The 13,229-nt window shown below is 67.3% G+C and carries 16 protein-coding genes; 10 read left to right on the forward strand and 6 right to left on the reverse strand.

Annotated features, from left to right (window positions below; all coding sequences use genetic code 11):
- Positions 1 to 34 precede the first annotated feature (34 nt).
- The 4 genes from IG04_RS0125610 to IG04_RS47255 are packed head-to-tail and all read right to left on the reverse strand — an operon-like array spanning position 35 to position 2,178.
- A complete protein-coding gene (locus IG04_RS0125610; RefSeq protein WP_030479262.1) occupies positions 35 to 889 on the reverse strand; it encodes a hypothetical protein in 855 nt (284 codons plus the stop codon).
- Positions 886 to 1,221 carry a type VII secretion target gene (locus IG04_RS0125615; protein ID WP_030479263.1) on the reverse strand — a complete coding sequence of 112 codons (336 nt, stop codon included), beginning with the start codon at positions 1,219 to 1,221 and terminating at the stop codon, positions 886 to 888. Before IG04_RS0125615 ends, IG04_RS0125610 begins: the two co-directional genes overlap by 4 nt.
- 4 nt (positions 1,222 to 1,225) lie before the next feature.
- Complete coding sequence (locus IG04_RS47250) at positions 1,226 to 1,687, reverse strand: YbaB/EbfC family nucleoid-associated protein (RefSeq protein ID WP_159460499.1); 462 nt, start codon at positions 1,685 to 1,687, stop codon at positions 1,226 to 1,228.
- Positions 1,684 to 2,178, reverse strand: a complete 495-nt coding sequence (locus tag IG04_RS47255; RefSeq protein ID WP_051770669.1) for a DUF6346 domain-containing protein — start codon at positions 2,176 to 2,178, stop codon at positions 1,684 to 1,686. The genes IG04_RS47250 and IG04_RS47255 overlap by 4 nt, the downstream gene beginning before the upstream one ends.
- Before the next feature lie 271 nt (positions 2,179 to 2,449).
- On the opposite strand from IG04_RS47255, the gene IG04_RS0125630 reads away from it, so the two are divergent.
- The 9 genes from IG04_RS0125630 (at position 2,450) to IG04_RS0125670 (ending at position 10,823) form a co-directional block, all read left to right on the forward strand.
- The gene (locus tag IG04_RS0125630) at positions 2,450 to 3,211 is read left to right on the forward strand and encodes a DeoR/GlpR family DNA-binding transcription regulator (RefSeq protein WP_030479266.1); all 762 of its coding nucleotides are present in this window, start codon (positions 2,450 to 2,452) and stop codon (positions 3,209 to 3,211) included.
- Positions 3,212 to 3,296: 85 nt separating this feature from the next.
- On the forward strand, positions 3,297 to 4,643 hold the full coding sequence (locus tag IG04_RS0125635) for an ABC transporter substrate-binding protein (RefSeq protein ID WP_030479267.1): 1,347 nt from the start codon (positions 3,297 to 3,299) through the stop codon (positions 4,641 to 4,643).
- Between the two features lies 1 nt (position 4,644).
- Complete coding sequence (locus tag IG04_RS0125640; RefSeq protein ID WP_051770671.1) at positions 4,645 to 5,574, forward strand: carbohydrate ABC transporter permease; 930 nt, start codon at positions 4,645 to 4,647, stop codon at positions 5,572 to 5,574.
- Positions 5,571 to 6,386: a carbohydrate ABC transporter permease gene (locus IG04_RS0125645; protein WP_030479269.1), complete on the forward strand. Its 816-nt coding sequence runs from the start codon at positions 5,571 to 5,573 to the stop codon at positions 6,384 to 6,386. The genes IG04_RS0125640 and IG04_RS0125645 overlap by 4 nt, the downstream gene beginning before the upstream one ends.
- Entirely contained in the window at positions 6,383 to 7,372 is a 990-nt protein-coding gene (locus IG04_RS0125650) for a zinc-dependent alcohol dehydrogenase family protein (RefSeq protein WP_030479270.1), read from the forward strand. The genes IG04_RS0125645 and IG04_RS0125650 overlap by 4 nt, the downstream gene beginning before the upstream one ends.
- A gap of 108 nt (positions 7,373 to 7,480) precedes the next feature.
- Positions 7,481 to 7,705, forward strand: coding sequence for a hypothetical protein (locus tag IG04_RS0125655; RefSeq protein WP_084401913.1), 225 nt, complete (start codon positions 7,481 to 7,483; stop codon positions 7,703 to 7,705).
- Entirely contained in the window at positions 7,684 to 9,558 is a 1,875-nt protein-coding gene (locus IG04_RS48250) for a sensor histidine kinase (RefSeq protein ID WP_030479272.1), read from the forward strand. The genes IG04_RS0125655 and IG04_RS48250 overlap by 22 nt, the downstream gene beginning before the upstream one ends.
- Positions 9,555 to 10,220 (forward strand): response regulator transcription factor, encoded by a 666-nt coding sequence (locus IG04_RS48255; RefSeq protein ID WP_030479273.1) that lies wholly within the window; start codon positions 9,555 to 9,557, stop codon positions 10,218 to 10,220. The genes IG04_RS48250 and IG04_RS48255 overlap by 4 nt, the downstream gene beginning before the upstream one ends.
- A gap of 57 nt (positions 10,221 to 10,277) precedes the next feature.
- The gene (locus IG04_RS0125670; RefSeq protein WP_030479274.1) at positions 10,278 to 10,823 is read left to right on the forward strand and encodes a radical SAM family protein; all 546 of its coding nucleotides are present in this window, start codon (positions 10,278 to 10,280) and stop codon (positions 10,821 to 10,823) included.
- On the opposite strand, the gene IG04_RS45540 is transcribed toward IG04_RS0125670, so the two are convergent.
- Positions 10,810 to 10,983: a DUF397 domain-containing protein gene (locus tag IG04_RS45540; protein WP_084401914.1), complete on the reverse strand. Its 174-nt coding sequence runs from the start codon at positions 10,981 to 10,983 to the stop codon at positions 10,810 to 10,812. The genes IG04_RS0125670 and IG04_RS45540 overlap by 14 nt on opposite strands.
- Positions 10,958 to 11,803, reverse strand: coding sequence for a helix-turn-helix domain-containing protein (locus IG04_RS0125680; RefSeq protein WP_030479275.1), 846 nt, complete (start codon positions 11,801 to 11,803; stop codon positions 10,958 to 10,960). The genes IG04_RS45540 and IG04_RS0125680 overlap by 26 nt, the downstream gene beginning before the upstream one ends.
- Positions 11,804 to 11,970: 167 nt before the next feature.
- Here IG04_RS0125680 and IG04_RS0125685 point away from each other — a divergent pair, with 167 nt between their 5' ends.
- On the forward strand, positions 11,971 to 13,149 hold the full coding sequence (locus IG04_RS0125685) for an HNH endonuclease signature motif containing protein (RefSeq protein ID WP_051770672.1): 1,179 nt from the start codon (positions 11,971 to 11,973) through the stop codon (positions 13,147 to 13,149).
- The last annotated feature ends 80 nt before the right edge of the window (positions 13,150 to 13,229 follow it).

Genomic DNA, 13,229 nt, shown 5'->3' on the forward strand with positions numbered 1-13,229 from the left:
CCTTTCCACACCCGGCAAGGCTCCCTCGTCCACATCACCTCGTGGCGTACGACTGGTCGTCCATGTTGGTGCTGTAGACGCCCGTGTTCTTCACCACCTGCGCGGCGACCACGCCCTTCGGCGTCAGGTTCTTCATGGCGTCCTTGGCCTTCTCCAGCACGTCGAGGAGCTTGGAGACCAGCTTGGAGAGGCTCCGGATCGTGGTGACGATCTTGTCGATCCACTCGCGGACCTTGTTGACCCACTTCACGACGACGCGGATGCCGTCGGCCACGATCGCGGGGGTGGCCAGGCCGACGGTGATCACGGCAGCCGCGGCGGCCCTGATCAGGAACTGCACCAGCTCGCTCATCGCCATCGCGATCAGGTCGCGCACGGTCGTGCGGACCACGGCGACAGCCGTGGCGGCACCGGTCAGCGCGGCTCCCACACCGCTCGCGGCGATCGACGCGCCCTTGATCGCTTCCGCCTCGAGCAGTGCGACCGGCTTGTAGGCGGCGATCGCGGCCCCCTGCCAGGCGGAGGTGTCCGACTCCACGACCTGCTTCATGTACTCGGAGGCCTTGGCGAGGTGGTCGGAGACGTTGCCCCAGGTGGCGGCGTTCAGGTTGATCGTGCCGGGGTCGCCCGCGAGCGAGTTGAGCATCGACGTCAACGGCTCGACGTGCTCGATGAACCAGGCGAACGCCGAGCTGAGCAGGCTGCCGAACGGGTCGGCGATGAAGCCGAGCGCGTCGAGGCCGGCCCCTGCGGCGTTGACACCGGCCTCCAGCCAGTCGCCGCGCTGAACGGCGAGAACCGCGTCGGCCCCCAGCTCGACCACACCGATACCGGTCAGGCCGTCGAGGCCGTCGCTCGCCGCCGGCCCCGCAATCAACGGGTTGCTCATTTCCCGCCTCCCAGCTTCTCGATGAGCTTGTGCAGGCTGCCCCCGACCGCCTCGTCCACGTTGTCGTAGGTGTCAGCCATCGCGCTGACACCCGCCGACGTCGCGGCGACCACGGTGTTCGCGGTCGCAATGGCCGCGTGTCCCGTGATCTCGATCGAACCCATCAACGGCAGCAGGATCGGGCTGCAGAGGATGCCGTAGGCGGTGGTCCCGCTGATGGTCGCCTGCGTGGCAGCCTGTTGTGCCACGCCGATCTGCTCGACCACACTGTCCAGCCTGCGCGCGTGGTCACGCATGGCGACGGTGTGGACGTTGAAGCCTCCCGCGGTCATGCGGTCACCACCCCTTCTGCTCGCGGGCCCAGTTGTGGCCCTGGAAGTCATCGTCATTCGGCGGCTGTGGAGCCTTGGGCGGCTGCTCGGTCTCCTGCGGTGGCTGCGGGAACTTCTCCTGGAAGCCGCCCATGACCGCGTTCATGGTGGCGGAGTCGTCACCGAGGACCGGCGCCATCGCCTCCTGCATCCGCGTCGCGATCTGTGCCTGCGCCGACCGCATGATGCCCAGGATCTCCGCCGACAGCTGTGCCGGCTGCTTGCGCAGCGCCGCGTCGGTGAGGTCGAGCGCCGTCACGTTGCCGCCGCTGTCGACCGTGACCGAGACCGAGCCGTCCTTCGACCGCTGGGTCACCCGGACCTCGCGCGCGGCCTGCGAGATCTGGTCGGCCTGCTTCAGCTTGGCCTGGATCTCCTCGTCCCACTTGCGCATCAACGCGTCGGGATCACCCATGGTCGGATTCACGTAGTACCCCTCATATCGAGCTTTCGTTCCGTGGCGGACAAGGTGCTGCCGAAGACGATCACGAACAGCAGGAAACCGAAGCCGAGACCACCGAGCACCGACCCGAGCCCCAGCACCACGCTCGGTTCGAAGTCGGCCCGGTACACAGCCGCGGCGCGAGACGCCTTGTCGGTCACCAGCCGTTGAACGACAGGCACGTCCTTTCCCGCGTCGTCCGGACTGAGCTGGCCGATCTGGACGGTCACCCGCTGCCTGCCGCCGCTGTCCCACACGACGTCGGCCTCGCACAACCACCAGTAGCCGAAGCCGCTGACGGACACCGGGCCTTCTCGCCGGCAGTCGGCCACCCGTGCGACACCCCGGTCCGAAACGCTCGTCGTCGCGGCCGCCGGCTTGAAGTACGTGTAGCCTGTCAGACCAGCGATGGCGACAGTCGCCCAGAGCGCGAGCCCCACGAGGCCCGCTACCAGCCGCGCGATCTTTCGTAGCATTTCTTCCCTCCGCCTGCCCGGTTCGACGCGAGCCTGCCTCACCCGGTTCCACCGGCTTCATCACGTCCAGCGACCGAATCCGGGCGGCTCAGCAGGATGAATCGGGCATGCCTGTTCTACCTGACCTGCGTGAATCAGCTCTCGCGAACGGCAAACCGGGCGAAAATCGGGCAGGATGTCACCCAGTTGTGGTGCCGACCACAATGTTTCAAGGGTGTTTCATCTATGCACGGCCCGAACGGGCAAACCAATAGCCGAGTGGGCAGGTGACATGCGAGCCGAGGAACGCAAGCGGCGCATCCTGGCCAGGGCTCGCGCCGACGGCCGCGTCGACGTGGTGGAGATGGCGCAGGAACTGCACGTCGCCCCCGAGACGGTCAGGCGCGACCTGCGCGTGCTCGACGAGCACGGCCTGGTGCGGCGGACGCACGGTGGCGGTGTCCCGGTCGAGAGCGCCGGCTTCGAGACAGGGCTCCGGTTCCGCGCCGGATCGCACGTCCCGGAGAAGCGGCGCATCGCGAAGGCGGCCGCCGAACGCCTCGACGACGCCGAGACCGTGTTCATCGACGAGGGCTACACGCCGCAACTCGTCGCGGAGGCGTTGCCCACGACCAACCCGCTCACGATCATCACCGCGTCGCTGCCGACCGCGGCGGCGATGTCCGAGCACCCGTCGTGCACCGTCCTGCTGCTGGGCGGCCGCGTCAGGGGCCACACACTGGCCACTGTGGACCACTGGACCACCAGGATGCTCGGCGAGATGGTCATCGACCTCGCCTACATCGGCGCGAACGGCATCTCCCGCGAGCACGGCCTGACCACGCCCGACCCGGCTGTCGGCGCGGTGAAGGCCAAGGCGCTCAGCGCTTCCCGGCGGAAGATCTTCGTCGGGACGCACACGAAGTTCGGCGTCTCCAGCTTCCATCGGTTCGCCGAGGTCTCCGATCTGGAGGCGGTCGTCACCGACAGCGGCCTCTCCGCCCACGAGGCCCACCGCTACACGCTGCTCGGCCCCAAAGTCATCAGAGCCTAAAAGAGAACAAACCCTCGCCTTTGGGAGCATCCCCCTCTTTGACGCGCCCAAAGTGCTTAATTTTGCCCTTTGAAAGGAACCGACGATGCCGTCGATTCGCACACCACTTCGCACATTCGGGGCCGCCACCGCCGTGTTGCTGCTCGCGTCCGCCTGTTCGGGTGCCGGTGGCGGGGGTGGTGGTGAGAACTCGGTGAACGTCCTGATGGTGAACAACCCGCAGATGCAGGACCTGCAGAAGCTCACCGCGGACAACTTCACCAAGGACACGGGCATCAAGGTGAACTTCACCGTGCTGCCGGAGAACGACGTCCGCGACAAGATCAGCCAGGACTTCTCCAGCCAGGCCGGTCAGTACGACGTCGCGACGATCTCCAACTACGAGACGCCGATGTACGCCAAGAACGGCTGGCTCGCGCCGATGGACGACTTCGTGTCCAAGGACACCGGCTTCGACCAGGCCGACATCCTGGAGCCGATCAGGCAGTCGCTGACCGCGGCGGACGGCAAGGTCTACGCGCAGCCGTTCTACGGCGAGTCGTCGTTCCTCATGTACCGCAAGGACATCTTCGAGGCCAAGGGCGTCACGCTGCCCGAGAAGCCGACCTGGCAGCAGGTCGCGGAGGCCGCCGCGAAGGTCGCCACGCCCGAGGTGCGCGGCATCTGCCTGCGCGGCCAGCCGGGCTGGGGCCAGGTCATGGCACCGCTCACGACGGTCGTGAACACCTTCGGCGGCACGTGGTTCACCAAGGACTGGCAGGCGCAGGTCAACGCGCCGGAGTTCAAGGAGGCCACCAAGTTCTACGTGGACCTGGTGCGCAACTACGGCGAGGCGGGCGCTCCGCAGGCCGGGTTCGCGGAGTGCCTCAACAACATGACGCAGGGCAAGGTCGCGATGTGGTACGACGCCACGGTCGCCGCCGGTCTGCTCGAGGCCGACGACTCCCCCATCAAGGGCAAGCTCGGCTTCACCCAGGCGCCGGTCGTGAAGACCGACAGCTCCGGCTGGCTCTACACGTGGGCGTTCGGCATCCAGAAGGCCTCGAAGAAGCAGGACGCGGCCTGGAAGTTCGTCTCGTGGGCGTCCGGCAAGGGCTACGAGGAACTGGTCGGCAAGAACCTCGGCTGGTCGAAGCTTCCCGACGGCAAGCGCTCGTCGACCTACCAGCGTCCCGAGTACAAGCAGTCCTCCGGCACGTTCTCCGCGATGGCCGAGGCCGCGATCAAGAGCGCGAAGCCGTTGAACCCCGGTGTGCAGGAACGCCCGGCGCCCGGCATCCAGTTCGTCGGCATCCCCGAGTTCACCGACCTCGGCACCCAGGTGTCGCAGCAGATCAGCTCGGCGATCGCAGGTGCGGTGACGGTGGACGACGCGCTGAACAACGGTCAGGGACTCGCCGAGAAGGTCGCGGCGAAGTACAAGGGACAGTGACATGGCTGTCATGACGAGGGAGCGGCCGGCGGTGGACCGGCCGCCTCCCGTCCCCCGCAAGGGCTACTCGAAGTGGGCGCGGCGGGCGCCTCTGCTGCCCGCGCTCATCTTCCTGATCATCGTGACGCAGCTGCCGTTCGTGGCGACGCTGGTCATCTCGTTCATGAAGTGGAACTCGCTCGACCCGACCAACCGCGGGTTCGCCGGGTTCGACAACTACGTCAACGTCTTCACCGACCCCGACCTGCGCTCGTCGGTCGTCAACACGATCGTGCTGACCGCGTCGGTGGTGCTGATCAGCCTGGTCCTCGGGCTGGGCCTCGCGTTGTTGCTGGACAAGAAGTTCCGTGGCCGCGGGTTCGTGCGCACCATGCTCATCGCGCCGTTCCTCGTGGTCCCGGTGGCGGCGGCGCTGATCTGGAAGCACGTGCTCTACAACCCGGAGTACGGCCTGTTCAACGGAATCCTGAACTGGCTGGGCTTCGACGCCCAGCCGGACTGGATCAGCACCATGCCGATGAGCGCCGTCGTGCTGTCGCTGGTGTGGCAGTGGACGCCGTTCATGATGCTGATCCTGCTGGCGGGCCTGCAGTCCAAGCCGATGGAACCCGTCGAGGCCGCCACGATCGACGGCGCGTCGGGATTCCAGATCTTCCGCTATCTGACGTTCCCGCACCTGCGCCAGTACCTGGAGCTCGGCGGACTGCTCGGGTCGATCTACATCGTGCAGAACTTCGACGCGGTCTTCACGATCACGTCCGGTGGTCTGGGCACGGCGAACCTGCCGTACATGATCTACCAGACCTTCTACCAGGCCCACGAGTACGGCGAGGCCTCCGCGGCCGGCGTGATCGTGGTGGCGGGGTCGATCATCATCGCGACGTTCGCGCTGCGCACGGTGTCCTCGCTGTTCAAGGAGGAGAAGCGATGAATCCCAAGTGGATCGGACGCGGCTGGGGTGTGCTCGCCTGGTTCGCCGGCATCGTGTTCTTCGCACCGGTCGCCTGGATGTTCCTGACCTCGCTGCACAGCGAGTCGGACGCGGCGACGAACCCGCCGTCTCTCATGGCACCGCTGACGCTGGACGGCTACGCGGAGTTCTTCGACGCCGGCGCGTGGCCGCCGCTGATCAACTCGTTCAGCGCCTCGATCGGATCGACGATCATCGTGCTGCTGCTGGCGATCCCCGCCGCGTACGCGTTGTCGATCAAGCCGGTGGAGAAGTGGACGGACGTCCTGTTCTTCTTCCTCTCCACGAAGATGATGCCGGTCGTCGCGGCACTGCTGCCGATCTACCTGATCGCGCAGTTCTCCGGGATGCTCGACAACATCTCGTTCCTCACGCTGCTGTACTGCTCGATGAACCTGCCGATCGCGGTGTGGCTCATGCGCTCGTTCCTCGCCGAGGTCCCCAAGGAGATCCTGGAAGCGGCCTCGATCGACGGCGCCGGGCTGGTCACGACCCTGCGCCGGGTGGTCGCGCCCATCGCGATGCCCGGCATCGCGGCGACGGCGTTGATCTGCTTCATCTTCAGCTGGAACGAGCTGCTCTTCGCACGGGTGCTGACCGGTGTCGTCGCCGGTACCGCGCCCGTGTACCTGACCGGGTTCGTCACCTCCCAGGGCCTGTTCCTGGCGAAGGTGTGCGCGGCCGCGGTCGTGGTCTCTCTGCCGGTGCTCATCGCCGGGTTCGCCGCCCAGGACAAGCTCGTCCAGGGCCTTTCGTTGGGAGCAGTCAAGTGAAAGCAGCAGTGATCACCGGCGTCGGGTCCGTCGAAGTGACCACTGTGGACGATCCGAAGTGCGGTCCCCGCGAAGTGGTCGTCGACGTGGCTGCCTGTGGCCTTTGCGGCACGGACCTGCACATCCTGCAGGGCGAGTTCGCCCCCACCCTGCCGGTCGTGCCGGGCCACGAGTTCGCCGGCACGATCGTCGAGATCGGATCGCAGGTGGGCGAGCTCAAGGTCGGCGACCGCGTGGCTGTCGACCCGTCGCTCTACTGCTACGAGTGCCGGATGTGCCGCTCGGGCAAGAACAACCTCTGCGAACGCTGGGCGGCCATCGGCGTCACGACAGCCGGTGGCGCGGCGGAGTTCGCGGTGGCTCCCGTGGCGAACTGCGTGAAGCTGCCGGACCACGTGCGGACCGAGGACGCGGCACTGATCGAGCCGCTGTCGTGCGCGGTGCGCGGCTACGACGTGCTGCGGTCGCAGATGGCGTCCCGGGTGCTGATCTACGGCTCGGGCACGATGGGTTTGATGATGCTGCAGCTCGGCAAGCTGACCGGCGCGTCGTCCATCGAGGTCGTGGACCTCAACGAGGAGCGCCTGAAGACCGCCGTCCAGCTCGGCGTCACGGGCGTGGCGGCCTCCGCGGACGAACTGGACCGGCCGCAGGGCTGGGACGTCGTCATCGACGCCACCGGCAACGAGAAGGCCATCCAGGACGGTCTCGGCCGGGTCGCGAAGGGAGGCACGTTCCTCCAGTTCGGAGTCTCCGACTACTCGGCCCGCGTGACCATCGAGCCGTACAAGATCTACAACCAGGAGATCACCATCACCGGCTCGATGGCGGTGCTGCACTCGTTCGAACGGGCGGCGGACCTGTTCGCGACCGGCGTGCTCGACCCCGAGATCTTCATCAGTGACAGGGTGCCGCTGGACGGTTACGCCGGGGCGTTGGACCAGTTCAAGGCCGGTGTCGGCCGCAAGATCCAGGTCCTGCCGTGAACTAGCCCGAAAAGTTCGTGGGCACTCGTGTATCCAGGCGAGTGCCCACGACTCCTTCCAGGCATGTCGAAGTCCGGGCAGAAAGTAACCCCGCCGTACTTTTCGCACATGTCCGACGAAGAGCTCCTCGCCTGGTACGCGGAGCTCCAGGTGCGCGCGATGAACGCGTCTCCTGAGGACGTCGATTTCGATCACACCCACAAGCCCGCCGAACCCAGGACCGTGGAAGAGCTTCGCCACCGGATCATGACCTTCCAGGGCTGGCCAGGAGGTCTCTCCACGCTGGACTCCGGTTCTCCTTTCCACAACCTGTGGCACTGGCTCAGCGACTGACACGGCGCGAGGTCACCCTCGCCCGTGTCGTCGGCGCGTTGGTGGCCACCTGTGTGCTCTTCGCCGTCGTGCACACAGCGGTCACCGGCGCCGTCTCGCATCCGCGGAACTGGCTGGTCGCGTTCGCCTGCACCCTGCTCGGGGTGCGGGTGATCGGCCACGTCCGCAGGTCGTCCGTCGGGTGGTTGCTGCTGGTGATGGGCGTGTTCGGCGCCGTCGCCATCGCGGTCGCGGGTCAGCCCGCCGACCACCCCGCCCGATGGGTCGAGGCGTGGGTCTGGTGGCCCACGTACGCGCTGTTGCCCGCTGTGGCACTGGTCTTCCCGAACGGCAGGCCGCTGAGCAACCGCTGGTGGATCGCCATCGGCGCGTCGCTGTTCAGTGCAGTCGCCGGCACCATCGGAATCGCCTGGGCGTCGTGGGGCGATCCAGCCTCGTTCTGGCAGAGCAGTGGCGGCGGGGCCGCGAAGACGATCACGCTGATCGCCGTGCTGGCGGCCGGGGTTTCCGTGCTCGCGGCCGTGGTCTCGTTGGCTCTGCGGTGGCGGAGGGCAGAAGGGGACGAACGGCGGCTGCTCGTGTGGGCCTTCGCGCTGCTGACGCTGGCCGGTGTGGCGACCGTGGTGGAGACGACGGACGGGCACATCGCGTGGATCGTCGGTGTGCTGGCGTTTCCGGCCGCCGCGGTCATCGCGATCCTGCGGTACGGCCTGTACGACATCAGCCTGCTGATCCACCGGTCGTTGCTCTACGGCTCGCTGACCGTGGTGCTGCTGCTGGTCTATCTCGGTGTGATGGTCGGGGCCGGTCAGCTGTTCGCGGAGGACGCCGAGGTGATCGGGGTCGTTGCCGCGGGACTGGTGTTCGCGCCGATCCGCAGCTGGGTGCAGCGCAAGCTCGACCGGTGGCTGTACGGCGAGCGCTCTGACCCTTACGCGACGTTGTCCACGTTGAGCGAGAAGCTCGAACGGTCGCAGGACGTGCTCGCGACGGTGGCTCAGACGGTCGCCGAGTCGTTGAAGCTGCCGTACGTGGCGATTCGCGGTGGTTCGGTGCTGGCCGAGCACGGACGCAGCCGCGGATGGCCGCAGCTGCGCTTTCCCATGACGTACCGGGGTTTCTCGGTCGGCGATCTCGTGGTCGAGCCGCGTGCGCCCGACGAGCGGTTGAGCGATCGCGAACTGAGCCTGCTCGTCGATCTGGCCCGTTCTACCGCTCCCGCCGCGCAGTCGATCAAGCTGACCGCCGATCTGCAGCTAGCCCGCGAACGGCTGGTGCGCGCCCGCGAGGAGGAACGGCTGCGGCTGCGGCGCGACCTGCACGACGGCGTGGGGCCGGCGCTGGTCGGGATCCGGTTGCAGCTCAAGGCGTTGCGCCGCTCACTGGGCGACGTGCTGGACCCGGTGCTGGCCGACGTCGACACGACCGCCGTCGAGGTGCGCAGCCTCGTGGACGGGTTGCGGCCGCCGATCCTCGACCAGGGCCTGGCCCTGGCCGTGCGCGACGAGGCCGCCCGCTTCGGCGGCGACCTGCGCGTCGAGGTGGAGGCCGAGGAGATCGACGGGCTGTCCGCCGCCGTCGAGGTCGCGGCCTACCGGATCGTCGCGGAGGCGTTGACCAACACCGCACGCCACTCCGGAGCGTCGACCTGCGTGATCACCGTGCGGGCCGACGGCGACCTGGTCGTGGAGATCGTGGACGACGGGCGCGGGGTCGCGGCAGGCGCCAAGCCGGGTGTGGGGCTCGATTCGATGCGCGAACGCTGCGCGGAGCTGGGTGGATCGTGCACAGTGGGACCCGCGGAACCACACGGCACTCGGGTGGTGGCGCGGATCCCGTTGGAGGCCCAGTGACGCGCGTGGTGATCGCCGACGACCACCCGGTGTTCCGGCGCGGCTTGAAGGCGTTGCTGGACGGCGAGGACGGTCTTGAAGTCGTCGGTGACGCCGCCGACGGGCAGGAGGCCGTGAAGGTCGTCCTCGACCTCACTCCGGACGTCGTGGTGATGGACCTGCACATGCCCGTGCTGGGCGGTGTCGAGGCCGCCAAGCAGATCCAGGAGGCCCTGCCGCACGTCGGTGTCCTCGTGCTGACGATGCACGAGGACGACGAGCTCGTGTTCGCGGCGATGAAGGCCGGGGCGCGCGGTTACCTGGTCAAGACGACCGATGACGACGAGATCGTGCGCGCGGTGCAGGCGATAGGAGCTGGCGATGCGATCTTCAGCGCCACCATCGCCCAGCGGATGATGGGCTACTTCACCGCGATCTCGTCGTCCAAGGCGGTGCTGTTCCCGCAGCTCACGGATCGTGAACGGGACGTGCTGGAGCTGATGGCGTCCGGCTTGGACAACCCGTCGATCGCGCATCGGCTGACGCTGTCGGGCAAGACCGTGCGCAACCGGGTGTCCGCGATCTTCACCAAACTCCAGGTGGCCGATCGCGCGCAGGCGATCGTCCGCGCCCGCGAGGCCGGGCTGGGAAGTCCCTCCCAGAACGGGACACCGGTCACCTGACGGCGGGACTGGTCCCTGGTTTGGATCGGCGACATCCGCCGAAGGGGGCCCGATCGCATGGACATCACCTGGGACGTCGCACACGCGCGGCTCAGCCACGACCGAATGCTGCACATCGCGCAGGCGCTCATCTCGATGCGCCCCGAGACCGTCACGCTGGGCGGCGGCGAGCCGCTGGGAGTGCCCGGCCTGTTCGAGATCGTCGAACTGTTCCGCGCCGCCGGCATCGACGTCGTCCTGCGCACGTCCGGCAAGTCACTGCACCCGTCGATGGTGCGGACGCTGCTGCTGTCGTGCTCACGCATCGAGGTGTGCGCGATGGCGTTCACGCACGCCATGCACGCGTTGCACCTGCTCGACATCGGTGCCGCCAAGCTCGACCGGCACGCCGTGTTCGGCCTCGACGCCACCGGCATCCGGCGCGGCTTCGACCGCCTGGAGGAGTTCTGCGCCACCACCGCGTTCGAGCTGCCCCGGCTGGCGTTCATCGCGTTCAGCGACACGCTCGGCTCGGACCACGCGCAGTACCTGCAGTCGCTCGCCCCTCAGACCGTGCGGGTGACGGTCGAGACCGCGAACACGTCGGTGGTCAGAGCGAGTTGATCAGGGCGCGCCAGGCAGAGGCGGAGAACGCGAGTACCGCACCGCTCGCGTTCTTCGTGTCCCGGACCAGCGCGTCCTTTGCCAGTGACACCTCCACGCAGCTTTGCGCGGAACCGCCGTTGCTGTAGCTGCTCTTACGCCAGTTCCGTTCCGCCGCCATGGGAATCCTCTCGAAGTCCGCTGACGTACTCCGCCAGCTTTCGCTTCGATTGTTCCGCATCCAGAGCGACGGCATCCAGCCGCTGAAAGAGTCGTTTGGCCCGCGCGACGGCAACGCTGTCCTGCGCCCACACATGAGCCGTGTCGGAGTCGCTGTACACGACCGGGGCCGCCTTGCCGAACTCGTAGAGCGTGACCGGAGAACGGAAAGCGCAGATGTTCGCGGGCACGATCCTGAGGATGTGGGTGTTGAAGAGGAGGCGCAGGTACTGCTCTTCGCGAACGCGCGCGTCACCCAGCTGCATCCGCAAGGCCAGCTCGTGCACGAAGAACACGCACTCCGGCCGGTTCGGTCGCCTCATGATCGATTGCCGGTCCATGCGCGCCTGAACGAGCCTCGCGATGTCCTCAGGCGCTTCGATGTGGGAGTCGACGAACAGCTGGAACGCGTAGTCCTCCGTCTGCATCAGGCCGTGCATGATCAGCACGTCGTAGGAGAAGATCTTCGTGGCCATCGCCTCTGTCATCGCGAGCGTGCCCACGTTGTCCGACATCTGGGCGAAGTACAGATCGAAGGCGTTGTAGTAGCGGCCGCGGAACGCGTCGATGAAGTCGATGTTCTTACCGCACGTCGCCAGGTACTGCACGATGTCGACGTCGCTCGCGCGCACCTTGCCGAGTTCGATGTCGGACACCTTGCTCGGGTCCCAGCCCAGCTGGACGGCCATCGCACGGCCGTGGAACTCGGTACTCGTCTCCCGCAGGCGGCGCAGCTCGTCGCCGAGTTCTCGGCTGCACGGGGTGGAAATGATCGCGGTCATGTCGTTCGACGGTAGGGCTTGGATTCGATCCATGCCACGGGCTCGTTCGGGTGAAAACGTCAGACCCTATGGCGCCGTGCGCCGCACACGGCGCCATAGGCCCTGACCTGCGACTTCATCCGATCGTGGAATGGAATTCGAACACCTGTTCATGCCACGATGAACGCATGCCGACCCTCGCGCTCTCCTCCCCGCTCGAGCTCCTCGATGAGCTCAAGCGGAAGGTCCGCGCGCTGCAACGGCTTCAGTTCCAGGTGCTGGAGATCATCGGTTCGCTCGACCAGCAGGGCGCGGCGGAATCGCTGGGGTACAAGGATCTCGTCGAGGTCTTCAAGCACACGCTGCGCTGGGATCCGAAGGTGTCACGCCGCAGGATCAAGCAAGCGCAGGCTTTGTGCCCCACGGTGACGCCGACCGGTTCCGCGATCGCCCCGGCGCTGCCCGGTGTCGCGGCCGCGATGGCCGAGGGAGAGCTGTCCGAGGACCACGTGGAGGTGCTGGCCGAGGCGATGGCCGCGCTGCCCTCCGTAGCGGAGGAGCACGTGGTCGAGTACGCGCGGCAGCACGAACCTCGCTCTGCCAAGGCGTTCTGCAAGGAGCTGGCCTACCGCCTGGACCAGGACGGTCAAGAGCCCAAGGACCCAGCCCCGGCGCCACAGAAGAACGTCCTGCGGCGCCAGTGGAGGGGCGGCCGATACCTGCTGTCCGCCGACCTCGACGCCGAGACCGGCGCGAAGCTGGACGCGCTGATCGACCCGCTGGCCAAGCCGGAGCCCCACGACCAGCGGTGCGCGCCGGAACGAGAGGGCGACGCGCTGTGCGAGGTAATCGACCTGGCCCTGCGCGCCGACAGCAGCAGGATCCACGGCGGCGAGCGCGTCCAGCTGACGATCACAGTCGACTACGACAAGCTCCGCGAAAACATCGGCACCGCACTACTGGACAACGGCGAACACCTCCCGATGGCCCAGGTCCGCAAGATGGCCTGCGACGCGGGCATCATCCCCACCCTGCTGGGCAGCCGCTCCCAGATCCACGACGTGGGCCGCAAGACCAGGACGATCAACGCGGGCCTGCGCCGAGTCCTGGTGGCCCGCGACAAGGGCTGCGCCTTCCCAGGCTGCACCCGCCCACCGAAACACTGCGAGGCCCACCACATCAGGTTCTGGTCAGAGGGCGGCAAGACCAACGCCGACAACCTGGTCCTCCTCTGCCGCCGCCACCACGACCTAATGCACCACTCGGAATGGCAGATCCAGCTGACCGAAGGCCTCCCGACCTTCCGCCCACCAGCATTCATAGACCCACACCGAAGACCAAGAACCAACCCGATCCACGCCGCCTAAAGCGCCGCGCCCACCAGCCACCCACTCCACCCACTCACGGGCGGGCGGGCGGCCACGAGGGCGCGGCGCACCACCGCCAC

It is taken from the genome of Lentzea albidocapillata (genome assembly GCF_000719115.1).
GTDB classification, from domain to species: Bacteria; Actinomycetota; Actinomycetes; order Mycobacteriales; family Pseudonocardiaceae; genus Lentzea; species Lentzea albidocapillata.